Raw genomic sequence first — 24306 nt, 5'->3', positions numbered from 1 at the left:
GTGGGTTAGATGGCACAAGGTAATCTTGCCGGCAAGATTACTAGCCTTGAAATGCAAATAAAGCTTCTTAAGGGTCAGGCGAAGAAAAAGAAAAAAGAAAAAGGTTTGTCAAAACTTTATGGGTCGTTAAAAGGCAAAAGTGAAACCTCTTTCGAAGAAATTAAAGCCGTGGAATTAAAAATTTCGAAAGAGGTTACATGATCTACGTTATTGATACTCATGCTCTGGTTTGGTTTCCTGAGGGAAGCCAAAATTTAAGCCACAAGACTACGGAAATAATGCTTACTTCAGAATCCCCTATTATTGTGCCAACAATCGTTCTAGCTGAGATGAAGTACCTTTTTGACAGAAAAAGAATCGCAACGGCTTTTAATGATATCAGAAAACGATTATATGATGATGAGAGAGTTACAATCTATCCACTAGATGATTTAGTGATCGATTATCTTCCAGAGCAATTGGAAATTCACGACGCAATAATATGCGCTACGTGTCTTGCTCTTCAAAATACCCTTGGAGAAGAAGTCCGATTAATAACAAAGGATGAAGCGATTATCAAATCTTCTATAGTTGCAACGGTCTGGTCAAGCCTTGAAGAAATGGCTAAAAATTCGTTATTATTGATGATTCCCTTAAAAATAATCGAAGTGCAAAATGGCAAGTATTTGGAAGAAGACGATATCGTGCGAGTAGAGGATGATTATGCAAGAAGTTAAGGATATACGTGCACTTGAGGAGACCATGTTTCGCGAGTATGACCTTCGGGGTATATTCGGCCGGGAGTTGACAGTTGATTTTGCAAGGCGCTTGGGAGCCATCTATTGCATATACCTACGTGAAAAGCTTGGAAGAGATGAGCTCTTGATAAGTGTTGGACGAGATGTGCGCTTAAGCTCAGATGACCTGGCAGCTGCACTTATCGAAGGCATGGTAAGCCAGGGTGCGAGTGTATTTGATCTTGGGCCATGCCCAACGCCGCTTCTTTATTTTTCGCTCTTTCACCTAGCTGTTGATGGCGGGATTATGATTACGGGCAGTCACAATCCGCCGGAATATAATGGCTTTAAGATTTGTGTAGGCAAAGACACAATCCATGGGCAAGAAATACAGCGCTTAAAAGAGCTTTACTATAACGTTGAAGTTACTGAGAGGACCGTTGGCAGTGTTACCAAGTACAAGATTATCCCACCATATATTAAGCATCTAAAAGAATCCTTTAAAGACATGATCGATCTACCAAAGGTAAAGGTAGCGGTTGATGCAGGAAACGGCGCGGCAAGTCTACTTGCTCCGGAGCTTTTTAGTTCTCTTGGCTGTGAAGTAATTGAGCTCTATTGTGAAGCCAACGGGCACTTTCCAAATCATCACCCCGACCCAACGGTTGAGAAGAACCTACAAGACTTAATCAAAGTAGTGCTTGATGAGGGCTGCGATTTTGGTATTGCCTTTGATGGGGATGCTGACCGACTCGGTGCGGTTGATGAGAAGGGGAACATCCTCTGGGGTGATAAACTAATGATACTTTACGCTGCCGATATATTGCAGGATAAGAATGGCGAGAAGTTTATCGGTGAAGTCAAGTGCTCCCAGGTTATGTATGACGAGATAGCACGTCTTGGTGGGCAGCCGATCATGTGGAAGACAGGTCATTCCCTTATAAAAGACAAAATCAAGGCAGAAAAAGCGGCGCTTGCAGGCGAGATGAGCGGGCACTTCTTCTTTGCAGACCGCTATTTTGGCTATGATGATGCTCTTTATGCCGCCAGTAGACTAATTGAAATTGCCAAGAAGCAAAAAGCTACTAATCCTGAATCTGGCCTGAGTAACCTTTTTGAAGGCTTGCCGCAGACATATGTAACACCCGAGCTGCGGGTGGATTGCCCAGACACTCAAAAAAAAGCAGCGGTGGCTGTTTTGGGTGAGGTTTTTAGTGCACACCGTGATAGCGGTGAAGAGCCAAGAATCCGCGACATTATAACTGTTGATGGCTTGCGGATTATCTTTGAGGATGGTTGGGGCCTGGTTCGCTCGTCCAACACGCAGCCGGTCTTGGTGTTGAGGTTTGAGGCAAGCTCTGAAGAACGGCGAGATTACCTGCGTGATTTTGTTGAAGAAAAACTGAAAGAGCATTGCGGCTTATAGATTTTTGCTTGCGATGTAACGTATGGGCGGCTCTTTGTAGCTGCTCTTTTTATTTTTAGAAAGAATTTTCTAAAATTAAAAGGTATAAAAGCACAAATGTAGAAATATGCAAGCGTATATTTAGCGCTTGCTTTTTTTATTTTTCGGAAGGGGGTGAATTTTCTAAGCAAGCAGTTTTAAATTGACCGGCAACTTTAAATAATTGGAGGGGATTGAGAATTGATTGTTAGTCAAAAGTTATCTCAAGCAATACTTCTAGCTCTAATCATGTTTGTATTTGTATCTGTACCAAATATTGCTTACTGCCAAAACGCAACCACGTTATCTGAATCTGGTGGAGGTCATTGGTCTTATCGAGCAAATATTATTCTAACCGAGTCCATTGGTCTTGCAAGGGACAATGAGCCGGTTGAACTGATTTTTAAATCTGATAAAGTTAAACCCCAAGGTGAAGACATTCGCATAACAGATACAAATGGCAATGAATTGCCATGCCAAGTTGATACAACCAGCAATGGTACCTATAAAATCTATTTCTTCGCAAAATGCAATTCTAACTCTAGCAACATATATTACTTATACTTTGGTAATCAAAGTGCAGGTATGCCTAGGTATGAGCCAACAAGATATATCCTAGATAATCAGAGCAAGTCATGGCATACCGATGGTGTGTTCATTGGATGGGGAGGAATGGCGGGTTTTAATGTTGCTGGTGTTAATGCAATAACTACTTTAAAGTTTGACAACAACCTTGACAAGAATCCATTGAATGATCCTGATATGCTAACAGATGAGTATGCGTGGGCCCCATTTTATGGATATCTAGGCCCTGATATTAGGGCTGACCAGCCCCATGATTTTGGTTCTTCACAGGCGCAAGTAATTGAGGCTGGACCGGTATTTTGTGAACTGAGTTTAGGCAATGCCAGGATAAGGCACTACAAAGATCTACCATGGATAATGGCTAACCAGCATGTTGATGGCATGTTTTGCTTCGACAGGAACTACCAATTCATGAAGAATGGATTAAACAGTGAGATATCCGTGCCTAATTTTGGCTCTAATGTTAACGTAGACCGAATCGTGGGCTATGATAGTTCGGGTGTAAATCCGGAATATCTAGCATTTAGAAATCCAATTAATGGGTTAGTTTTTGGCGCTGTTGCAAAAAACGTAGCGAGATGGCAGATATGCGCTAAACCTGCCGGAGCCTGGGATCGTATCATTTCATTTGATGACAGCTCTAACCTGCCAAACGCTAAAATTTACTGGTATGCTGATACCTCAAACAACTATGACGGCATAGAGAAATTCTCTAAGCAGGTCCTAAACCCACTTAAAGTTGAGCTCCAAGTGGATACCGAGCCACCTGTCACAACCATCTCAGCAACGCCTGAGAAGCCAGATGGTTTAAATGATTGGTATGTGACACAGCCCAAGATCACCCTTTCAGTTAGTGAAAATGCAGAAGCTTATTATCGCATAGATAATGGTGCTTGGCTTTCTTATTCAGGGCCAATTGATATTTCTGATGGATTCCATGAGCTATCCTACTACTCGGTCGATTCATTTGGCAACGCGGAGCAAGCCAAGACGATTGAGATCAAGGTTGATACGAGGCCACCTTTGGCGTCATCGTCAGTTAGCCCAACCGACAACCAACTTACAAATAATCCTACGCTGACCTTTAGCTGGAGCCCTGCCATAGACAGTGGCTCAGGTCTATCGCACTATGATCTATATATCGATGGCAGTATAGCTATCTCTAACATCGACTCATCGGCAACCACCATAACCTCACCTAAGCTAAACGATGGTTCGCATACCTGGTTTATACGGGTCTATGACAAAGCAGGTAACTATAGTGATTCAGTAACGTCTAGCTTCTTAATCGATACAACACCGCCAGAAACTAGCGCTTATGTTAGCCCGGCATCTCCCGATGGTGCGAACGGCTGGTATGTAAGCCTGCCATCAATTAATCTATCAGCAAACGAGGCCTCAGCAATCTATTTTAAGCTCGATTCATGCGACTACAGGCAATATGACTCGACAATAACAGTTACTGAAGGCAACCATAAAATCTACTACTATTCAATAGACCAAGCTGGCAACAGGGAAGGCGAAAAGTCCTTAGAGCTTAGAGTTGACTGTAGTTTGCCAGACATAGAAGCAAGTCTGCTGCCGCAGCGTGTAGATGATCATTATCGACTAGGCGAGGATATCGTTTTCTCTTATAATGCAACGGATTCAATATCGGGCGTTGAATCAATTACTGCTATAGTAAATGGCGTCCCTGTTCTAAATGGGGCAAGCCTAAGTTTCAGCAAGCCCGGTAGGTATACCCTGACGGTTACAGCTGCTGATTTTGCTGGTAACAAAATTACTAAGACATTGAATTTTACGGTGGGGTATGACTTTAAATGGCTGCCCCCAATCCAAAGAAGACATGGCCTAAAGGAGCCTCCGTATCAGGTTAAATATAACTCTACTTTGCCAATTAAGTTTTCTGTTTATGATTACTCTGGCAATTTTATAAGCGATACTTCAGTAAAGGTAATCATCTCGGATGGTGTAAATTCGCAGACTTTTGACTACGGAGAAGGTAAAGGCTTTGTAAAAATCAATCCATCTGATGAGAATTACCTGCTTAATTTGCATTTTAAAGATTGCCCTTTAATCAAGCCTGGAGGCTGCTATACAATATCAGTCTATTTTAGTGGAGTCGACCCATTACCTGGTACATTAGCTGGCCAAATAAAACTATCTGTCGTTGCGGACGATCGAAAACCAGGTGACCGGTAGAGAGTGATTTGCTTGGCAAGTTGAGCCATGAATTATCACCATGAGTGATTTCTATCGGTAGTTGCAAGCAAACAGAATAAGCGAAGCAATCTCGTAATCCTACGTCTGGGATTGCTTCGCTAGCGTTTGCTATATTTAGCTTGAGTGTGGATGGTTATTTAGGCTATCATTTTTCTTATGGCAGTAATCTTATGAATGCGTCGATTATTTCTCAATATTCACTATAGGGCTTGTTGTAAGGAACAGTTTTATTTCAAGAGGTTTTATGAAGCAAAAGAGCGCAATAATAATAGGTGCAGGACCGGCAGGCTTAACTGCGGCATATGAATTACTAAACAAGACAGACATCAAGCCAATTATTTTTGAGATGACCGGGGATATTGGCGGTATCTCAAAAACTGTTAATTATAAGGGCAATCGTATAGATATTGGGGGACACAGGTTCTTCTCAAAATCCGATCGAGTAATGCAATGGTGGCAGGATATACTTCCACTTCAAGGCAAACCATCAAGAGATGATATCTTGTTAGAAAGAGCGGTTCCACTCTCAAAAGATGCCGATGCCCCGGATCCAGAAAAAACCGATAAAGTAATGCTAATCCGGAGCCGTCTCTCGAGGATATTTTTCCTGCGCAAGTTCTTTGACTATCCAGTCACTTTGAATCTCAACACATTTGCAAATCTGGGATTAGTCCGTGTTGCAAGAATTGGCTTAAGCTACATTAAGGTTCGGTTAATGCCGATCAGGGAAGAGAGATCGCTAGAGGATTTCTTTATCAATAGATTTGGCAAGGAACTATATCTAACATTTTTTAAAGACTACACGGAGAAGGTCTGGGGAATACCCTGCAGTGAAATTAACCCAGAATGGGGTGCCCAAAGAATAAAGGGCTTGTCTATAACAAAAGCAGTCTTTCATGCACTAAAAAGCATTTTCTCAAAAGACTCATCTATCTCCCAGAAAGATACCGAAACCAGCCTAATTGGGCAGTTTATGTATCCAAAGCTCGGGCCGGGGCAGATGTGGGAAGAAGTCGTAAGGAAGATACAGGGGAAGGGTGCAGAGATATACCTAAATCACCAGGTTGTTGAGATCAAGCCGAAAGATAACAAAATTGCTGAGGTTAAGGTCAAAGACATGGCCACAGGCAAGACAAAGACGATAAAAGGTGACTACTTCTTCTCAACCATGCCCGTAAGAGAGTTAGTACAAGCATTTACTGAAGGTGTTCCCCCCAGGGTTTCTAAAATAGCAAAGGGGCTTATATATCGTGATTTCATAACCGTTGGCCTACTTCTTAAGAAACTCAAAATTAAAAACAAGACAAAGCACAAGACTTTTAATGATATTATCCCGGATAATTGGATTTATATCCAGGAAAGAGACGTTAAAATCGGCAGGCTTCAGGTGTTTAATAACTGGAGCCCGTATCTGGTGAAAAATGAAAATACAGTTTGGGTCGGGCTTGAGTATTTCTGCAACGAAGGTGATGAGCTCTGGTCGATGACTGATAAGGATTTCACCGAATTTGCCATAGGTGAGTTGGCAAAAATCGATATTATCGAAAAGAGCGATGTCCTCGATAGTATGGTTCTTAGGATGCCTAAGGCATATCCGGCCTACTTTGGCACGTATGGACAGTTTGACACAATCAGGTCCTTTGTGGATAAATTCGACAACCTGTTCTTAATTGGAAGAAACGGCATGCACAGGTATAACAACATGGATCATTCCATGCTAACCGCTATGGTTGCAGTTGAGAACATTATAAATGGTGTTACCACGAAGGATAACATATGGGCAGTTAATGCTGAAAAGGAATACCACGAGGAGAAAGCAAAGATTGTCAGTGAAAAAAGCAATATTGAAGGTGGTGCTGATACAAGCCCTCATTTAGTGGACATAAGTTTAGAAAAACTGCAGGCTAAGCGCTGATAAACTAAACAGTAAATCTCTAGTGGGTTGAAATTTCCTTAAAATCTAAGCAGTTACTTTTTAGATGGACTTGATTTGGGGTCGGGAGGGTATGTGAAGGAAAGTGGTCTGGGCTTAAGCGGATTTAGTAACAAAAAACACCGGTATGTAACGGCAGCTATAATTATTTTTCTTTTTATAATAAGCATTCTGGTAAGGATGACTTATCTAAACCGGCCGTTAAGCGACCATCACGAGTGGTTAACATCTACCGTTTTAATACATGAGCGGATTTGGTACGAGCAAGGCGGTTTGAAGTATAAGTTTTGTCCACCGCTAACTTTTGAAAATAAAGCAGATAAAAACATCCCAAATGCAGCTTCGAATCATAAAGATCAGTCAGGCAACTATTATTATACTTCCTATCCACCGTTCGCCTACGTATTGCCATATCTGATATTTAGATTGCTTAATATTTATCCTAGTGCTTTACCCCTGCAAATATTTAACCTATTTTTTCATTTTGTTAGCGCAATTTTTGTTTTCTTGATAGTAGTTCTGTTAACCAAAGAACGCTACCAGGGCCGCTTAAACACCCCTGCTATTATTGGCTATGCTCTATATGTATTTGCTCCTGCAACCATGTGGTATCAATCAAACGTATACATGGCTGATATGTTTGTGCAATCGCTTTTTATAATAGAAATTTACGTGTTTTTAAAACTAATCGCAGATGAGAATAGGAAACCCATTTATTTAGTTTTCCTAGGCCTCGTTAATTTTCTGGCAATTTACACCGAGTGGTTAGGCTTGCTTCTTGCCTTCACGATTTCTCTTTACGCGTTATTTAATATCAAGCATAAAGAAATGAAAGTAGTTTTGTATGTTGTGGCCGCTACCACGATAGCGTCTTTGACGCTGCTTGTTTGGCAGTACGCCCAAATAGATGGTTTGAATGCGTTCATCCAAGCTTCCGCCAGGAAATATGTAGAAAGAAGCGGGGTTTCAAAGAGCACTAATTTAAATTACTGGAGCCTAGCTTCGTGGGAAGCAATTGCTTCAAATTATATATATGGCTACCTGCCTCTTCTGGTCCTTCTTTTTAGTTTTGCTGTTTTGTATTTTTATAAAGTTACTAGAAGCCTAACACCGAAGGTTTTCTCTGAGAAGAGAATTAAAGTCGCCCTTTATCTTTCCATAGTGCCAGTGGTGCTACATCATCTAATTTTCTTTAACTTTACGGCAAACCATGATTTCTCGGCACTAAAATCGTCTGTTGCAATTGTTATTTTAATTGCTCTTCTATATCAAAGCCTTGTGACTTATTTTCAGATGAATGGCCTTAAGGGACATAAGTCTTTAAGCGCTCTAGCGGTTAGTGGATTAGTTATTCTGATGGCAATAGGTTCCGTAATGCAATATTTAGTGGTCAATAGGCAATGGAGTTCTCAATACATGAATATCGGGCGGACCATTGCAAATACCTCAGAGAAAGATGAGGTTATATTCCTCAATGAAGAATTTATTCTTCCACAGATAGTGCTATATGCTCACAGAAATATTGCTTCTTGGGTTAATGAAGAGCATGCTAAGGAATTAATAAAGCTAAACGGGGCTAAACAGGGTGTGCTATTTATTTTAAGCCCGGATGATAAGCAGGTAGTAAGAAAAAAGTATATCAACGTCGATTAAGCCTATACATTAGGCTACCAACTTTCTAAAAAGTTGGTAACTCCCAAAACAAATCATTTTCATATAGAATTATAATTGCTTGCAGGTAAAAATTAAGAGGGGAGAGCTAAGCGGGCTACTTCAAGCTCGTGTTTGATGAAGGTTTTACAGGTAAACAAGCTTTATTACCCCCACATAGGCGGAGTCGAAAATGTCGTCCGCACGCTGGTAAAAGGATTAAAAGATAAAGTAGACGTAGAAGTGCTTGTAGCCAATGAACAGCCTAAATCAGCCGTCGAGTTTGTTGATGGCGTAAAGGTTACCAGGGTTGCAAGTCTTGGCCGCTTTCGTTCGGCTCCGATGGCGCCAGGATTTATCTCACAGCTTAAGAAAATAAAAAGCGATATCTATCATTTCCATTTTCCAAACCCGACCGGTGAGCTCTCTTTTCTCTTGGCTAAGCCAAAGGGAAAACTTGTTGTAACTTACCATAGCGACATTGTCAGGCAAAAAACGCTGCTTAAATATTATAGACCGTTTTTAGAGAAATTTCTTGACCAGGCTGACCGAATAATCGCGTTTTCGCCAAACCTTATAGATAACTCGCCCTTCCTACAAAGGGTAAAAGAAAAATGCACAGTAATTCCCTTCGGAATAGATGCAAGTTGGCTAGCACTGACCCCAGAGGTCAAACGTAAAGCCGGTGAGATCAGACAAAAATACAGGCCAAAAATAGCATTTTTCCTGGGCCGGCTTATATATTATAAAGGTGTTGATTACTTGATCAGGGCTATGGCTGAGGTTGATGGCAGATTGATTATAGCCGGAGAGGGTGAGCTTGGCCCTGAGCTTAAAAAGCTGGCCAATGAAATCGGTGTTCGGCATAAAATCGAGTTTGTTGGCACCCTACCAAGTGAGGAACTCACGGCTTATTACCATGCCTGCGATTTATTTGTTTTGCCGTCGATTGAGCCCAGTGAGGCATACGGGATAGTGCAGCTGGAGGCGCATGCCTGCGGCAAGCCGGTTGTAAGTACAAACCTGCCCACCGGTGTGCCGTTTGTGAACAAGGATGGAGTCTCAGGAATAGTAGTTTCTCCAAAGGATAAAGACGCTTTAGCCGATGCAATAAATAGGTTATTTGCTGATGATGAACTTCGAATTAGGCTAGGGGCTCAGGCAAAAGAGCGGTTTGAGCGCGAGTTTACAAGTAAAATTATGATTGAGCGAACAATAAAGCTTTATGAAGAAGTCTTATTGTAGTAGCACTGGGGAACTAGGTTTATGAACCGAAAACAGTGGGCTTTGTTTTCTTTAATAAACGATATAATCTTCATCAATGTGGCGATTGTTGCAGCGTTCTTGCTGCGCTTTTCTGGCCGTTTGCCTGATTTTAACTTCCAGGCATATACAAGTCTTGCTCTTTTTATCACAGTGCTACAAGCCATCGCATTATATGTCTATGACCTCTACGATGTTGAGAAGACTGGGGATAGTTGGGATATTGTCTCCGCGGTTATTAAAGCGGTAACTATTGGTCTGGTCTTAAATGTATTCTTGACCTTCTTTAGCCGGTTCTTTTCGTTTCCGAGGCCCGTATTCATCTTAGCTTGGCTAATGCAGATATTGTTGCTAAGCGGCTGGCGGATTATGGCCACGAGGTTTTTTAACATTAAGTGGCCTACCCAACGTGTATTAATAGTTGGAAACAGTGAGCCTGCCTTAGAGATTATGAAGGAGTTGCAAAACCGCAGCCAGTGGGGATACGAAGTCGTGGGCATGATTGACAAAGATGAGCAAAGCGTTGGAATCTCGGTTAATGGCACCAAAGTACTTGGTACGCTCGACAATCTTATTCCGATTATTCGCGAGCATAATGTAAACAGGGTCATTGTAACATCGCCAATCGCTCACCGTGAGATGCTTGAGGATTTGGCACGCTCAGCGTCAACCAACGTGCGGCTTGAAGTAATACCCGAACTCTATGAAATATATATCGGTAGGGTCGATCATACCCTGGTAAGCGATATTCCCCTTATTCAGTTAACCAGAGACCCTGCGAGCAAGTGGGAGTTGCTGCTAAAGAGAATCATCGATATATCGGGTGCAGCTCTAGGACTTCTTATTTCACTCCCAGTAACTACCCTGGCAGCAATAGCTATAAAGGTAACATCTCCCGGACCAATTATCTATAAGCAGCTGAGAGTCGGCCAGTGGGAGAAAGCTTTTTATATCTATAAATTTCGCACGATGGTAGCGGACGCTGAACTTAAGACAGGGCCAGTTCTTGCAACGGAACATGACGAACGAATAACACCGGTTGGCCGAATTCTCCGCAAGTACCGTATAGATGAAATACCGCAGCTTCTAAACATCTTAAAGGGAGACATGAGCTTTGTCGGTCCAAGACCGGAGAGACCGTTTTTCGTTGACGAATTTAAGCGAAATATACCAGGCTATGCAGAGAGGTTTAAAGTCAAACCAGGTCTTACCGGTCTAGCTCAAATTAGCGGCGGTTATGCCACAACTGCCCGAAATAAGCTCAAATACGATTTGATCTATATCTATCACCAGTCGCTTTTACTTGATATTCAGATAATCCTAAAGACGGCTAAAGTGATGTTGACCGGACATGGGGCAAGATAGAAGTCGCCCTTCAGGCGAGTGCTGCGGTTTGTCAGTGCTGCCGTCCTGCAGCACTGACAAACCGCAGCACTAATTTTTGTCCCTAGCTTGCTGAGATAAAAAATGGTATCTTTACCATGTTAGTTGAATTTTTATAGGGTTAACTGTAGCACTGAACTTGTAACTAAACACCAGTTACTAAATATTAGATAGGAGTCTCAGCTAAATGGCTAAAAACAATCAGTCTAAGCAGCCTTCTGCCAATCAGTTAACAGTTCCGCAACAGCTTGATAACTGGGTGTTTTACAGCTTACTTGCAATTGCATTTCTGCTTCCACTGGTAATGTCGCGTCCAATTTGGGTAACGTTTGATCAATTCGACATTACAAAAATCCTTTTCTTGCGTCTTCTGACCTTGTTTGCCGTGATTCTTTGGATCGGCAAAATACTGACTTCCAGAAAAAATGAAGTCCGTTGGACAAAGCTTGATTTTGTAGTCCTTGGATTTCTTGCCCTGGTCATAATCTCGACCTTTACTTCGCTGCATCTTCCTACTGCAGTTCACGGAAAGTACAAGCGCTTCGAAGGGCTCCTTACATTTCTTAACTACGGCATTTTGTATTTTTTAGCCATTCAAGCATTTACTAATGCAAAGAGGCTATCAAGGCTGGGTACTGTAATTACCATAGCTGGAGTGTTTATTTCAATATACGGCGTTTTGCAGTACTTAGGACTCGACCCACTTAAGTGGTCCTCTTTGCCGTTTGAGGAGAGACGAAGCTTCTCGACATTTGGAAACCCAGATCTTTTGGCAGGTTTTTTAGTTATGTTGGTGCCTGTAACTGTAGCGGAGTTCTTTAGATCTAAAGAGATAAAAGACAGGACCCGGGCTTTGTTCTACGATGCTTTTGTCTTTTTTGCATATATTATTGCGGTTCTATGTTTTTTCTTTGCGCTTACCCGCGGTGCGTGGCTTGGTGGTCTTGCGGCGATGCTTGCGTTTATCGTTATAGCTTTTGGAGCGATAAGAAAGCATCCAGTAAAAGCATCGCTGGTCTTCGGCATTTTTATAGTTATCTTCATTGTGGCCGCTACTTACACAGCTGCGGTAAGTGCTGGCGGGGCTCATCTTTTAGAGCGCATACAATCAGTTACTAAAGTAACCGAAGGAAGCGCAGGCTCCCGCCTTGAGATATGGAAAGCTGGCGCTCAGATGATTAAAACAAGGCCGCTTTTTGGTTGGGGTCCTGATATGTTCAGGCTGGCCTCTGAAAAATTCGAGACTTTTAGATACGCCCAGATGGGGGGTGGGCGGACGGTTGCTGACAATGCGCACAACTACGTGATCCAGATTGCTGGAACTATTGGAGTTCCAGCAGCTATCATTCTTTTTGGTTTCTTCATCGCTGTTTTATTTGTTGGCGTAAGGGCTACGCTTAAGCTGCCGGAAAGCGAGAGGTTTGTTAGCGCAGGATTAACGACTGCTGTTCTCGGCTATTGCGTCCATTTGCTTTTTGGCATAAGCATCTCCGGCAGTACGTCTGTTTTCTGGCTTATGCTGGGGGCGATAGTCGCTTCTTCTTCTCTTGTTCGCACAGCCCAGATATTTTCACGGCAAACAGGGGATGTTTCCCTTAAAGTTGCCGCTGTTGTAATCGCGCTAATATCGCTCGTTTCGGCGTATTATGGCATCAGAATCTTCAGGGCGGATCAGCATTACGCACAAGCAATTCAGCTTGGGAATAGCGGCAATCTAGAGATGGCATTTGGAGAGTATCAAAAGGCCATCGATTTATACCAAAACGGCAGGTATTACGATAGCTATGGTTTATTACTTGAGCGTGCCGGTGTAGCTCGACAAAGCCTTGAACTTATAAATAGAGCAGTTGAAATATACCGGGAGGGCATAGATGCAGAGCCATACGATATGGACCATTATGTATCGATGGCAGGCGCACTTGCCAAAACTGCTACTGGGCCGAGTGATCCAGTTTTAAACGATGCGGCCAGCCGGCTTGAATACGCCATTGAGAATGTGCGCCCAAATTCATTTCCGGCCCATATGCTGCTTGGCAATATCTACTTATATCAGGGTAGATATAAAGAAGCTGTTAATATGCTTGAATTCGCATTGAAGGTCAAGCCTCAGGAAAAAGCAGCTATCCAGATGATAGCGGAAGCTTATAAAGAGCTGGGGATGCAAAAAGAAGCTAAGAAATATTATAAGCAATTATTGACTATGGATCCTAATAACCAGGAAGCGAAAGCGGCAATTTCCAGTATAGATAATTGATGCTTTGTGCTACTGGCCCAAATTATCGTTGCCGGCAAGACGTTTTACTGCGAAGTTAGAGCCCAAAATCGTGAAAGGGCTCTTTTAATTTTAATAAAAGTGCTGCTTTATAGGGGTAATTCCTTACAGATAGCTCTTCATCCTTAAGGTTCCTACTGTAGACAAAAATAGGTGTCTGGGTTAAAATCATGCAAAGTTCTCATAATCACAAAGTTGATGGAGGCTGACCAAATTAGAATGATGGGCAGGGGTAGCATTGAAGAAGGCTAAGCTTCCGCAAGCAACGATAGCAAGATTGCCCGTTTACCTTCGATCGTTGGTAATGATGGCGAATAAAGGCGAGCAAATCGTTTCATCTGATGGTCTTGCAGCGATGGCTGGAACGAACGCCGCACAATTAAGAAAAGACCTTTCGTACTTAGGTGAATTTGGAACCCGTGGCGTTGGCTATGAAGTAGACCAGCTTATTAATGAGATTTCGAAATGGCTGGGATTGCTAAGGGATAGGACGGTAGTGATAGTTGGCGTTGGACGGTTGGGCGGCGCACTTATCGGTTATCAGGGATTTTCAGAAAAGGGATTTAAAGTTGTAGGAGCATTTGATCGCGACCCGGCTAAAGTTGGCACTGAAGTTGACGGGATTAAGGTGCGAAATATCAATGAGCTTGAAGAATTTACTAAAGGCATTGTAGGCGGGGTAGATATAGGCATTATCGCAACACAGGCTTCATCTGCCCAAGGTGTTGCAAATCGGATGGTAAATGCGGGGATTAAAGCGATAATCAACTTTGCTCCAATCACCATTGAAGTCCCTGATGGTGTAGTGTTGCGCCAGGTTGATCTGTCTGTTGAGTTACAGATACTTTCTTACTACCTGCAAAAGGGTTAATCGACCGGCGGTTATGGGACCAAGTAATATGTCCTCACTTATTAGTATCATTGAACGCGATCTAACGGAAACCAAAGAAGAACTTTTGAAAAATGCTTTTTCAGGTCATGTTCTTCTTGAAAACCAATTCTGCGATGCAGATAATCTTCCGCTGGCCACACTGCTGTTTGCTACTGCAAGCTGCGGTAGTTACCGCTCTGAGGAGCTTAAACCGGTTGCGGTGGGTCTTGAGTTGCTTCGGCTTGCTGTTGAAAAGCACTACCATGAAAGCCCCCGAAATTCAACAGAGCGCAATATTTTCTTAATTACTGCAGATTACTATTATGCAAAAGCAATCCGTATTGCAGCTGAACTTAAAAAGAGCTATGTAGTTAAGATTATGGTAAGGGCAATTGCCGATATAGCCCGCCTGGAAGCTTGCGGGCCGCAAAAAGGCTTAGCTGCTTCGGAAAATAAAAAATATGCCAGCCTGTTCGATGCGGCAGTCACCATAGGGGCTCGGTTGGGCAACTGCTCGGCCGATATGGAGGCTGTGAAAGAGCACGCAGCTCTCATTCTCAAAGAGCTTTCGCAGCCTTTGCAAAACCATTTGCAGTAGACAGAAAAATGGCATTTAAATTATACTAATTTAAATTATGAATAAAGCCTACCCAATCCCACAGCGTATCCTTCAGGATTTAATAGAAGTTGAAAAAGAGCTTACAAAAGCAGCGACGGCCAGTGATGGTATATTAGCCGAAGCTTCTCTTGCAACTCTTAAAGCGGGTGGAAAGAGATTACGCCCAGCATTGGTCTTAATGTCGGGGATGGTAGGAGATTACGACCTTGAAAAACTTATGCCTGCTGCGGTAGCTTCTGAGCTTATCCATATGGCATCGCTTATCCATGACGACATTTTAGACGATGCTACAACGAGGCGTGGAATTCCGACGGTAAATTCAGTCCAGGGCGAGCGTGTTGCGCTGGCTACAGGGGATTATTTATTTGCTACGGCTTTTGAAATTCTGTCGAACTCGGAGATGCAGCTTGTTGAGGTGATGGTCCGAGCCGCTATCGATTTGAGTCTGGGTGAGTTTGACCAAATGGTTACCGCTCACGTAACTGAGCAGCGTTTTGAGGATTACCTGCAGAAGGCTAAAAGAAAGACCGCGGCTTTGTTTGCCGCTTGCTGTGAAGTTGGCTCATCTATATCTGGTGCATCAGCAGTTGAAGTGCGCGCATTGACCAGCTACGGTGAAAACTTAGGAATAGCCTTTCAGATATACGACGATGTACTTGATGTTGCCGGGGGAGAACAGACCGGAAAGGCCGTTGGGGTGGACGTTCGCGACGGCACGGTTACTGTACCTATACTTTATGCGCTTGAGGAGCTTGGGTCTGGTAGTGACCTTGCGGCGATTATTGCAAGTACCAGGCCAAGCAATAAAGAAATTGCTCTTGCAATAAAGATGATAAACGAATGCGGTGCGATTGCACGCACGAAAAATACAGCAAGGTCTTATATTGATAAAGCAATGCAATCGCTTGAAATTTTATCTAAACCTGATGCGGTAGCTATCTTTAAGGGAATCGCCGAGTTTGTTGTTGATAGATACCATTAAAGCTATCGGCCTTCAGCTATCAGCTGTCAGCCTAAACACAAAGAAATAAAAATCTGATTGCTGAGTGCTGATAGCTATAAAGCAGTTTCAGGAGATTATTGCTCGAAAATCGAGCAAAGCTTTAATCGTAGTGTTAGAGGTGACGCATGCTATTATCTGCAAAATGGGTATTGCCGATAAGTCATAATCCGATTCAGGATGGGGCTATTTTAATAGAGGGCTCAAAGATTAAGGATGTTGGAAAGTTAAAGTCGCTTGCTGCCAGGTATCCAGAAGAAGAAGTAAGGGATTTTGGCAAAGCTGTAATTCTTCCAGGATTTGTGGACCTTCACACCCATCTTGAGTACAGCGTGTTTAGAGGGGTTTGTGATGACCTCGGTTATGCTGATTGGAAGATACAGCTTACCATAAAAAGTGAAGCTCTTGGCAAAGGTGACTGGGTTCATTCTGCCTACCTTGGAGCTCTTGAAGCTATACAGTCAGGCATTACGACTATTGCAGATATCACAAAGAGCGGAGCCAGTCTTATAGCTGCCCGTGATGCAGGTTTGCGGGGGATTATCTACTACGAAGTTACCGGTATGGACCATACTAAAGTATCTCAGATAATGTCGAAGGCAGAAAAGGATATAGCGCACTGGATTGATTCGGCTTCGGGCAGCAATCTTATTATCGGGTTTGCTCCTCACTCGCCATATACGGTATCGGCCCCTCTTTATAAGGAATCTACTAGGTGGGCAAGAGCGCAGAACCTGCAGATTTGCACGCACCTTGCGGGCTCAAAAGCAGAGTATGACTTTGTGAAATACGGTTCGGGCCAGCTTGCCAATGAATACTGGGAGGTTGCTGGATGGGGTAATATCCTTTGGCAGCCAACCGGTGTGAGTCCGGTGAAGTATCTCGAGGAGTGGGGAGTTTTTGAGGGTGGAAACACCCTTGCGGTTCACTGCGTTCAGGTCGATGAGCCAGATATTGATATTCTTCAGAGGTACGACGTGGCGGTTGCCCACTGCCCCCGCTGTAACGCAAAACTGGGCATGGGAATAGCGCCGCTATCAAGCTTTTTGGAAAGAGGATTAAAGGTTGGGATAGGAACTGATAGCCCGGCGAGCAATAACACCATGGACCCATTTGCTGAGATGCGAACAGGTCTTCTCATGCAGCGGGGGATAACAAAATCGGCTGGGTTTACCGCACAGGACTTTGTTTACATGGCGACGCTGGGTGGTGCCAAGGCAATTAACCTACAAGATAAAGTGGGCTCGCTTGAGCCGGGCAAAGAAGCAGATGTTATTGTGGTGGATATGTCGCATAGCCACCAGATCCCGATTCGTGATCCCTATTCGGCACTTGTCTATACCGCTAACCAGGAAAATATAATTCTCACCATGGTGGCGGGCAAGATTCTCTATCAGGATTATAAATATACTCTCCTAGATGAGGTTGAGATTTTAAAGAAAGCTGAGCCCATAAGGAAGAAGGTCAAGCAGACAGCAAGCAGTGCACCCATAGCAGGGAGATAGCATACCTTGCTGTTGATAAGAAATACTGTCAATAGCACTAGTAATTGGCACTTAAGTAGCTTGACTTTGGCGCACTTAAATCTGAGCACGTTTTAGACATCGGAAACGTGTTTCACAAAACAGTTGATAGGTGGTTGACAAAGCGTTATCATTGTAAATCGGTAGTAGAAAGTATCCACTAATGACCTTGAAAGGGGGTAAACTCGTTGGGAGACGAAATTTCCAAGGACAAAAACAACGTTGCTCCCGGTAAGAGCGAGGCTCCTGAGAAAGATGGCAAGACGTTAAAAAAATCATCCGGTAAGTCAGCTGCTAAATCAGAACCTGCAGATGGAGAGGTTGCAGGATTGAGCATGCCTAAACAAGTAGATTTTATGTGGACAGTTGCCCTGGTTGTCGTGGCTTTTGTCTTTGGCTTCTTTGTTGGTGCGCTTTTGAAGCCAACTAGTACGACGCCAACAAGCAGTGGTCTATCTGATTACTCAACCCAAGGGCAGTCTGGCAGCGCACCCCCTTTATCTTCAGAGCAGCTAAACAGCGGGCAGCTGCCTGCCGGCCACCCCAGCATAGGTGGCGATTCAACGCAATCGAGCTCTAGCCAAACACAGGTAGACCAAAGTAGTGGACACACTAAGAGCGATGTTCCGGCATCAGGAGATATACCGCCGGGTGGCCAATCGGTTGAAGTAAAACCCGGTGAGGATAAGAAATAAGAGCGGGAGCGGCAGAAACGGTACAGGTTTCTGCCTTCTCGTCTAAACCGATAACGTTACAAGGGAGTAGGCAGAGGTGCTTTTAGACAAGAAAAAAGTGAGTATGGTAACGAAGGTTGGAGCGGTTATCGTCTCATTAACCTTTATTGCATATTTCATACCGTTTATTACCTCAATACCCGAAACGATCAATAACACTAATCAACAAGGTCAAGGACAGGTACAGGTTCAGCAGACTTTGGCGGCTCTTGAACAGGCTGCGCAGAAAAATCCAAAAAGTGCGGATGCTTGGGTTAAACTCGGTAATGCATACAGCGATTATGCAAAATCATCAAATGACTCAAGTGCGCTGAGCAAGGCGATTGATAGTTACCGAAAGGCGCTCGAACTTGACCCGAACAATGTTAATGCCCGGGTCGATATGGCGATCCAATATTTTTATTCAGGGCAGGTCGAAACGGCTACTGCCGAAGCGAGAAAGGCCATCGAGATCAATCCAAATCATGCTTTAGCGTACTTTAACTTAGCTGAGTTTTTGAGGGCCAGCGGCAAAAGTGAAGAGGCAATCCAGGCGTACGAGAAATATATTGAGTTGGACCCAAAAGGTGAGGGGGTAAAACTTGCAAAAGACCGCATTGCGGTTCTCAAGAAGCAGAAGTAGCAGAGCGGCGCAAATTACCGATGTCACCAGCAGCTAACAGTTAGATGCACTGGAGGAGCTCTCTTAACTCCTGTGCATTTTTTACAGCGTAGCCGTGCGCATCATTATTAAAATATATATAAACATCAAGCCGGCGGTCTAAGAGGTCGCCGATTTTTTTTGCCCACCGGGATAGCTCGTCCGTGGTGTAGTCAGATGCATAAAGCTGGCGGCTACCATGCATCCTGATAAAAACAAATGGCGCTGTTATTTTAAAAGGAGATGGCCATTCTGGCGAATCAGCGATGCACAAGGCGGCGCCTTTTTGCTCAAGTAAAGCGTAGATGTTGTCACGAAACCATGATGTGTGGCGAAACTCAAAGGCGTACTTGTAACCGTTTGGCAGGATGTTTAAAAAACTTTCCAACCTATCGGCATTTGCATGCCAGTTAGCCGGAAACTGAAACAATACCGGACCCAGTTTATCGGCAAGTCCGCTTGCATTTTCAAAAAACCTTACCAAGGCCGTATCCACATTTTTTAGTTTCTTTATATGTGTGATATAGCGGTTTGCTTTGACTGCAAAGACAAAACCTGGCGGCGTGCTGGCTCGCCATGACTCAAAAGTTTCTCTCCTAGGCAATCTATAAAAAGAATTGTTTATCTCGACGGTTGAGAACTTTGTTGCATAAAACTCAAGCCACTTCCTCTCCGGCAGATTGGCAGGGTAGAATATATCTTTCCAGTGTTTATAGCTCCACCCCGATGTACCGATATACAATTTTCCTCTGGCAGCAAAGTTCTGCATGTCTATAACATATCCCTTAATTCAAAATTTAAAATTAAAGGGCAAAGAAGTCAGTGACTTCTCTCGTAGCAAGCAGGCATAAATAGTGCCTACCTACTGCCAGATAGGATTAATACTTGAGACAGGGCCAAAGCCCTGCACTGCTTTTATATTCGCTAAAGCCCGTGCTGGATAAATATCTTCAGCTCACAGTCGAAAATCAAAAATTCCTAGGGTTTAACCGCCAAATAGGTGGGTAAAATTCACCATGCTTATTAATTACATTGTCAAGACAAAAATCAAGGGAGAATTCTTGTACAAGATAGGTATAGTTACGGGACAGTTCGGTGTCGACCCAACGAGCCACGATTTATTTGACGCCGCAAGCAAGGTTTCTGAAGTAAAGATTGTGGATCCAATCCATTTCTTCGTTGAGATGAATAACCGCCAGGCAATAAATATTGGCTCGGACAATGCAGGAAAATTCGATGCCCTGGTAATCAGAGGTCTTAATTTCAACGGTGAAACCGATTTTCAGTTCGAGGTTTTCGAGCAGCTCGAAAGAATGGGTGTTCTTTTAGTTAACTCGCCCTCAGCAATTCAGGTAGCCGAGAGTAAGTTCTTGACCAGCTTTATCCTACAAGAAAAAGGCTTTCGCATTCCGGAGACTGTTATTGTGCAAGCGATGGAAGATGCCGGGGCGTTTCTTGCCGGGCATGATGATGTTATTGCTAAGCCGCTGTACGGTTTCCAGGGGTATGGCGTGATCAGGGTCAAGCGATCTGAAAAAGATGCAATGAGAAGGATAAAGAAGCTTTTAGATGAGTTCAAGTGTATATGTCTACAGCGGTATATCCCAAATCCGGGCCGTGATATCCGTGCTTTTGTGGTTGGAGATGAAGTGGTGGCTTCAATTTACCGTAAAGCTCGGGTTGGCCGGTGGAAGACAAATATAAGGTTCGGCGGGGTGCCTGCAGCCTGCGCGCTAACCGATGAGCAGAGAGATATATCAATAAGAGCAAGTAGGTGTTTAGGGTTAGATTACACGGGAGTAGATATAATCGAAGGTCCAGATGGCAATTACATACTTGAGGTGAACAGTGCTCCAGCCTGGCATGGAATCATGGAGGCGACCGGGAGAAATGTAGCGGAGGATATTATTAGTTATATCATTCATAGGCTAAAGCGCAGGGCTGCCTAGCTGATGTTTAAATATTGACAAAGTGGGAAACAGACTAAAGGTGAAATTTTTAATAATAAGGCGATTGATTGTCGGATTTTGCGGGTAAATGTAATACGGCGGAGAAGTTTGTCTAACAGCAACGGTATCAGTTAGACAGCCCTGAGTTCTATGAGGAATTGGACACAAGGGCGGCCAGAAGTAAAAATCTTATCGAGGAAGGCAAGAAGCGCAAACAAATTGTCCAAGCGAAATGATCTTATGATAGGAGGTGAACAAGATGGCACAGGAAAAAGGCAAGATGACCGTTAGCGAAGCAGGTCGCAAAGGCGGCGAGACAACTTCGAAAAGGTACGGCCCTGAGTTCTATGAGGAGATCGGTAAAAAAGGCGGGCAGACCACCTCGAAAAAATACGGCCCTGAGTTCTATGAGGAAATTGGACACAAAGGCGGCCAGAAGGTAAAACGTCTTATTGAAGAAGGCAAAAAAAGGGCCTAACTTTTTAAAGGGTCCAGGGGCCAGGGTAATATAGGCGGAGCCAAGCTCCGCCTTTTTTGTTCTTCAATAAGCCCTGGCCCCTGGCCCCTGGCCCCTGAACCCTAAAAATTGTTTAATGACGTTACTCCTGGGTAGAACTGCTAAACAAAAGCGATCTTTTCGGTGGCATAGTTAGCAATTCGGAGGGAGGTGAAAAGGGTGCCGGAAAATAAAGGAGAGATGACCGTGAGTGAGGCTGGCCGCAGGGGTGGTAAAACTACCGCTAAAAAATATGGCCGTGAGTTCTATGAAGAAATCGGTGAGAAAGGCGGGAAGATAGGTGGTCCTAAGGGCGGCCAGACTACTAAGAAAAAATACGGGCATGAATTTTATGAGGAGATTGGACACAAAGGCGGCCAGAAAGTCAAAGATCTCATAGAAAAGGGGAAAGAGGCGGGAGGCTAAATAAGAGAATAAAGAATCTTCCTTTCTAAATTGATGCAATCACCTCAGCAATTGGAGTTTAAGAGGTATAAGCCCGGGGTACAAAATAATTGCCAATGGCTAGTCCCAAAGGAGGTGACGCAGATGGCCGAAGAAAAAGGGAAAATGACCGTGAGCGAAGCGGGCCGCAAGGGTGGCAAGACCACTGCCAAAAAATATGGCCGTGAGTTCTATGAAGAAATCGGGCACAAAGGTGGCCAGAAAGTTAAAGAGCTTATTGAGCGCGGTAAACAAGCGGCGCGTTAGTCACACCAAGTTTACACGTGTAGGATAAAAGTGGTAGCTAGTTAACTAGCTACCACTTTTAATTTTTCTGGAAGCTCTTTTAACTCCATGAAGCACTCTTTGCAATCACACAGCGCAGCTACCTTATTGGCTGTGCCCAAAAGTTCTTGCATGGTTTTAGCTTTGAGTGCAATTCTGCCTGAGGTCTTAGACAGCTTTTGGATTTTCACCCTGAAAACACCATCCAGGTTAAGAAGATCTCTTACGCTGTCGATTGCTATATCTGAAAATACCGGCATGTCGGCTGCATAGTGTCTGTCGAAGTGATAATCGATTGAGTTCCATCTGCCAAGCAACATATCAACTAAGGCATGGTAAGATATTATCCCGCTTGCTGCCATCGACAAAGCTGTGACGCCGCCAAATCTTGGGTTGATCTCAAGTATCCTCGGGCCATCTTCCGACCAAACTATATCGACATCTCCGGTCGGTTGTACATTTAGCGTGCTTATGACATCTCGCGCTAGATGCCTTAGTTTTGCGATGTCGGCTTCGGATAAAGGAGCCGGTGCAAGTTTTACGCGCTCCATAGGATGGAGACCCTGATGATTTGTATGCCCCTTAAAAACCGGTAGCAAGGGCAATGTCTTACCATCATAATTTAGCACCTCAACCGAGAATTCCGGTCCAGCTGTATATTTTTCGATAAGTATTCTTTCTGCATCTGCCAGTCCGGTTATAAGCTCCAGGCGATTTGTAACTATCTTCATACCGGTCCCACCAGAGTGGTCGATTAGCTTAAGTACGAGTGGGTAGCCGTATTCTTTCGCTACCTCAAACGCTTCGGCACGCGAAGATATGACTCTACCCTCGGTTGTCGGGAAACCGTGCTTCTTCAAAAAATCTTTAGTCTTCTCTTTGTTCGCGGCTGTTCTAACTGCCTCAAGTGGGTTAGCCAGTACAGGGATTCCGAACTCGGCTTCAAGGATTTCTTTGACGTATCCGTCTCTTAGATTTGCGACATCTGGTCCGGCAATTGAGATTACCGCGTCGACTTTTTTTTCGAGTGCAAACTCTACAAGAGGCCAATAATCGGTGTCAGAATTTTCTGAGTTAAAAAAATATGCTTCATCGGCATATTCTGCATTGAGGGGTTCACGTGTGGTGATAACAAGAACAGTTTCAATACCTTCTCTTTGTAAGCTAGGCGCCATAAGGTCAAAGCCTATGTTACCTATTACCAGGACTTTCATCAAACATCTCCTCCAGTCTTCCCGCATTATATTCGAAATCGCGCAGCAATGCACCAAATTGCCGACTGCCCAGCAGGGTAAGAACCCCAAGGTTCGCTCTGCTGAGTAAATGTTTAAACTGCGGAATGCGGGGTATGAAAACCGCGAAAGGGGGGGGCGATATTAATGGCCGAAGAGAAAGGCAAAATGACGGTTAGCGAAGCGGGTCGCAAAGGCGGCGAGACAACCGCAAAAAAATATGGTCCCGAATTCTATGAAGAAATTGGACATAAGGGTGGCAAGAAAGGCGGCCAGACTACGAAGCAAAAATATGGCCACGAATTTTACGAGGAGATTGGGCATAAAGGCGGCCAGAAGGTAAAACGCCTTATTGAAGAGGGTAAGAAGGCTACCGAGTAAAATTATCTGGACAAAGAGCCATATAAAAGGACGGGCGTTTCCGTCCTTTTATATGTGCAAAATTTTAGTGTTTTAGCCGGCGGCTTGTCTATGGGTTTCTATCCGGGATTGGCTTTGACCCAATAGCGGTTGCCGAGGAAGAACCTCAACGTTTAGAAGGTATATCTGCGGGTATTAAATACCTGAAAGATACCTGAAAGGGGGCGATATTAATGGCCGAAGAGAAAGGCAAAATGACGGTTAGCGAAGCGGGTCGCAAAGGCGGCGAGACCACTTCGAAGAAATACGGACCTGAGTTCTATGAGGAAATTGGGCACAAGGGTGGAGAAACCACCGCGAAGAAATACGGACCGGAATTTTATGAGGAAATAGGTCATAAAGGCGGCAAAAAGGGTGGACAGGTAGTTAAAGAGAAATACGGACACGAGTTCTATGAGGAGATTGGGCACAAGGGTGGCCAGAAAGTAAAAGAGCTTATCGAGCGTGGCAAGATGGCTGAGTAACCGGTGGCCGAGATCAAAAAACAGCAGGCCTGTGGCCTGCTGTTTTTTTATGGGTAAAAATACCTTAAAATTGTATCCAGTAATTTTATTGGATAAGGAAGGTTTATCATGTTCCGGGACCGCGTGGATGCGGGCCGTCAGTTAGCACGGAGACTCGAGG

At 43.9% G+C, this 24306-nt stretch carries 23 protein-coding genes; 21 read left to right on the top strand and 2 right to left on the bottom strand.

Going from position 1 to position 24306, the window contains the following annotated elements; genetic code table 11:
* Positions 1–9 precede the first annotated feature (9 nt).
* From K6T91_09430 to K6T91_09360, 15 genes are all read left to right on the top strand, one after another.
* Entirely contained in the window at positions 10–201 is a 192-nt protein-coding gene (locus K6T91_09430; GenBank protein ID MCL6473013.1) for a hypothetical protein, read from the top strand.
* Positions 198–716, top strand: coding sequence for a PIN domain-containing protein (locus K6T91_09425; protein ID MCL6473012.1), 519 nt, complete (start codon positions 198–200; stop codon positions 714–716). The genes K6T91_09430 and K6T91_09425 overlap by 4 nt, the downstream gene beginning before the upstream one ends.
* A complete protein-coding gene (locus K6T91_09420) occupies positions 703–2142 on the top strand; it encodes a phosphomannomutase/phosphoglucomutase (protein ID MCL6473011.1) in 1440 nt (479 codons plus the stop codon). Before K6T91_09425 ends, K6T91_09420 begins: the two co-directional genes overlap by 14 nt.
* A 219-nt stretch (positions 2143–2361) precedes the next feature.
* On the top strand, positions 2362–4947 hold the full coding sequence (locus tag K6T91_09415) for a hypothetical protein (GenBank protein MCL6473010.1): 2586 nt from the start codon (positions 2362–2364) through the stop codon (positions 4945–4947).
* 265 nt (positions 4948–5212) lie between these two features.
* Positions 5213–6883, top strand: a complete 1671-nt coding sequence (locus tag K6T91_09410; protein ID MCL6473009.1) for an NAD(P)/FAD-dependent oxidoreductase — start codon at positions 5213–5215, stop codon at positions 6881–6883.
* A 93-nt stretch (positions 6884–6976) separates the two neighbouring features.
* Positions 6977–8554, top strand: coding sequence for a hypothetical protein (locus K6T91_09405; GenBank protein ID MCL6473008.1), 1578 nt, complete (start codon positions 6977–6979; stop codon positions 8552–8554).
* A gap of 135 nt (positions 8555–8689) precedes the next feature.
* On the top strand, positions 8690–9796 hold the full coding sequence (locus tag K6T91_09400) for a glycosyltransferase (GenBank protein MCL6473007.1): 1107 nt from the start codon (positions 8690–8692) through the stop codon (positions 9794–9796).
* 21 nt (positions 9797–9817) lie between these two features.
* A complete protein-coding gene (locus tag K6T91_09395; GenBank protein ID MCL6473006.1) occupies positions 9818–11179 on the top strand; it encodes a sugar transferase in 1362 nt (453 codons plus the stop codon).
* Positions 11180–11384: 205 nt separating this feature from the next.
* The gene (locus K6T91_09390) at positions 11385–13451 is read left to right on the top strand and encodes an O-antigen ligase family protein (protein ID MCL6473005.1); all 2067 of its coding nucleotides are present in this window, start codon (positions 11385–11387) and stop codon (positions 13449–13451) included.
* Between the two features lie 256 nt (positions 13452–13707).
* Positions 13708–14340 (top strand): redox-sensing transcriptional repressor Rex, encoded by a 633-nt coding sequence (locus tag K6T91_09385; protein MCL6473004.1) that lies wholly within the window; start codon positions 13708–13710, stop codon positions 14338–14340.
* Positions 14341–14368: 28 nt separating this feature from the next.
* A complete protein-coding gene (locus tag K6T91_09380) occupies positions 14369–14938 on the top strand; it encodes a hypothetical protein (protein MCL6473003.1) in 570 nt (189 codons plus the stop codon).
* 37 nt (positions 14939–14975) lie between these two features.
* Positions 14976–15941 carry a polyprenyl synthetase family protein gene (locus tag K6T91_09375; protein ID MCL6473002.1) on the top strand — a complete coding sequence of 322 codons (966 nt, stop codon included), beginning with the start codon at positions 14976–14978 and terminating at the stop codon, positions 15939–15941.
* A 146-nt stretch (positions 15942–16087) separates the two neighbouring features.
* Positions 16088–17464: an amidohydrolase family protein gene (locus K6T91_09370; GenBank protein ID MCL6473001.1), complete on the top strand. Its 1377-nt coding sequence runs from the start codon at positions 16088–16090 to the stop codon at positions 17462–17464.
* Positions 17465–17670: 206 nt separating this feature from the next.
* Positions 17671–18177 (top strand): hypothetical protein, encoded by a 507-nt coding sequence (locus K6T91_09365; GenBank protein MCL6473000.1) that lies wholly within the window; start codon positions 17671–17673, stop codon positions 18175–18177.
* A gap of 76 nt (positions 18178–18253) precedes the next feature.
* Complete coding sequence (locus K6T91_09360) at positions 18254–18838, top strand: tetratricopeptide repeat protein (GenBank protein MCL6472999.1); 585 nt, start codon at positions 18254–18256, stop codon at positions 18836–18838.
* A 40-nt stretch (positions 18839–18878) separates the two neighbouring features.
* On the opposite strand, the gene K6T91_09355 is transcribed toward K6T91_09360, so the two are convergent.
* Entirely contained in the window at positions 18879–19625 is a 747-nt protein-coding gene (locus tag K6T91_09355) for a DUF72 domain-containing protein (GenBank protein ID MCL6472998.1), read from the bottom strand.
* Between the two features lie 247 nt (positions 19626–19872).
* On the opposite strand from K6T91_09355, the gene K6T91_09350 reads away from it, so the two are divergent.
* The 4 genes from K6T91_09350 (at position 19873) to K6T91_09335 (ending at position 22012) form a co-directional block, all read left to right on the top strand.
* The gene (locus K6T91_09350) at positions 19873–20805 is read left to right on the top strand and encodes a RimK family alpha-L-glutamate ligase (GenBank protein ID MCL6472997.1); all 933 of its coding nucleotides are present in this window, start codon (positions 19873–19875) and stop codon (positions 20803–20805) included.
* A 259-nt stretch (positions 20806–21064) separates the two neighbouring features.
* Complete coding sequence (locus K6T91_09345) at positions 21065–21283, top strand: hypothetical protein (GenBank protein MCL6472996.1); 219 nt, start codon at positions 21065–21067, stop codon at positions 21281–21283.
* Positions 21284–21502: 219 nt separating this feature from the next.
* Complete coding sequence (locus K6T91_09340) at positions 21503–21727, top strand: hypothetical protein (GenBank protein MCL6472995.1); 225 nt, start codon at positions 21503–21505, stop codon at positions 21725–21727.
* A gap of 123 nt (positions 21728–21850) precedes the next feature.
* Positions 21851–22012 (top strand): Em GEA1 (EM1), encoded by a 162-nt coding sequence (locus tag K6T91_09335; protein MCL6472994.1) that lies wholly within the window; start codon positions 21851–21853, stop codon positions 22010–22012.
* A 41-nt stretch (positions 22013–22053) separates the two neighbouring features.
* Here the strand turns inward: K6T91_09335 and K6T91_09330 are convergent, their stop codons facing one another.
* Positions 22054–23244, bottom strand: coding sequence for an ATP-grasp domain-containing protein (locus K6T91_09330; protein MCL6472993.1), 1191 nt, complete (start codon positions 23242–23244; stop codon positions 22054–22056).
* Between the two features lie 165 nt (positions 23245–23409).
* On the opposite strand from K6T91_09330, the gene K6T91_09325 reads away from it, so the two are divergent.
* Positions 23410–23643, top strand: coding sequence for a hypothetical protein (locus K6T91_09325; GenBank protein ID MCL6472992.1), 234 nt, complete (start codon positions 23410–23412; stop codon positions 23641–23643).
* A gap of 212 nt (positions 23644–23855) precedes the next feature.
* Positions 23856–24146: a general stress protein B gene (locus K6T91_09320; protein MCL6472991.1), complete on the top strand. Its 291-nt coding sequence runs from the start codon at positions 23856–23858 to the stop codon at positions 24144–24146.
* The last annotated feature ends 160 nt before the right edge of the window (positions 24147–24306 follow it).

The sequence above is a fragment of the Bacillota bacterium genome, from assembly GCA_023511485.1.
In the GTDB taxonomy this organism is placed as follows: Bacteria; Actinomycetota; Aquicultoria; order Aquicultorales; family Aquicultoraceae; genus CADDYS01.
This window is presented reverse-complemented; position numbering and strand designations above follow the sequence as displayed.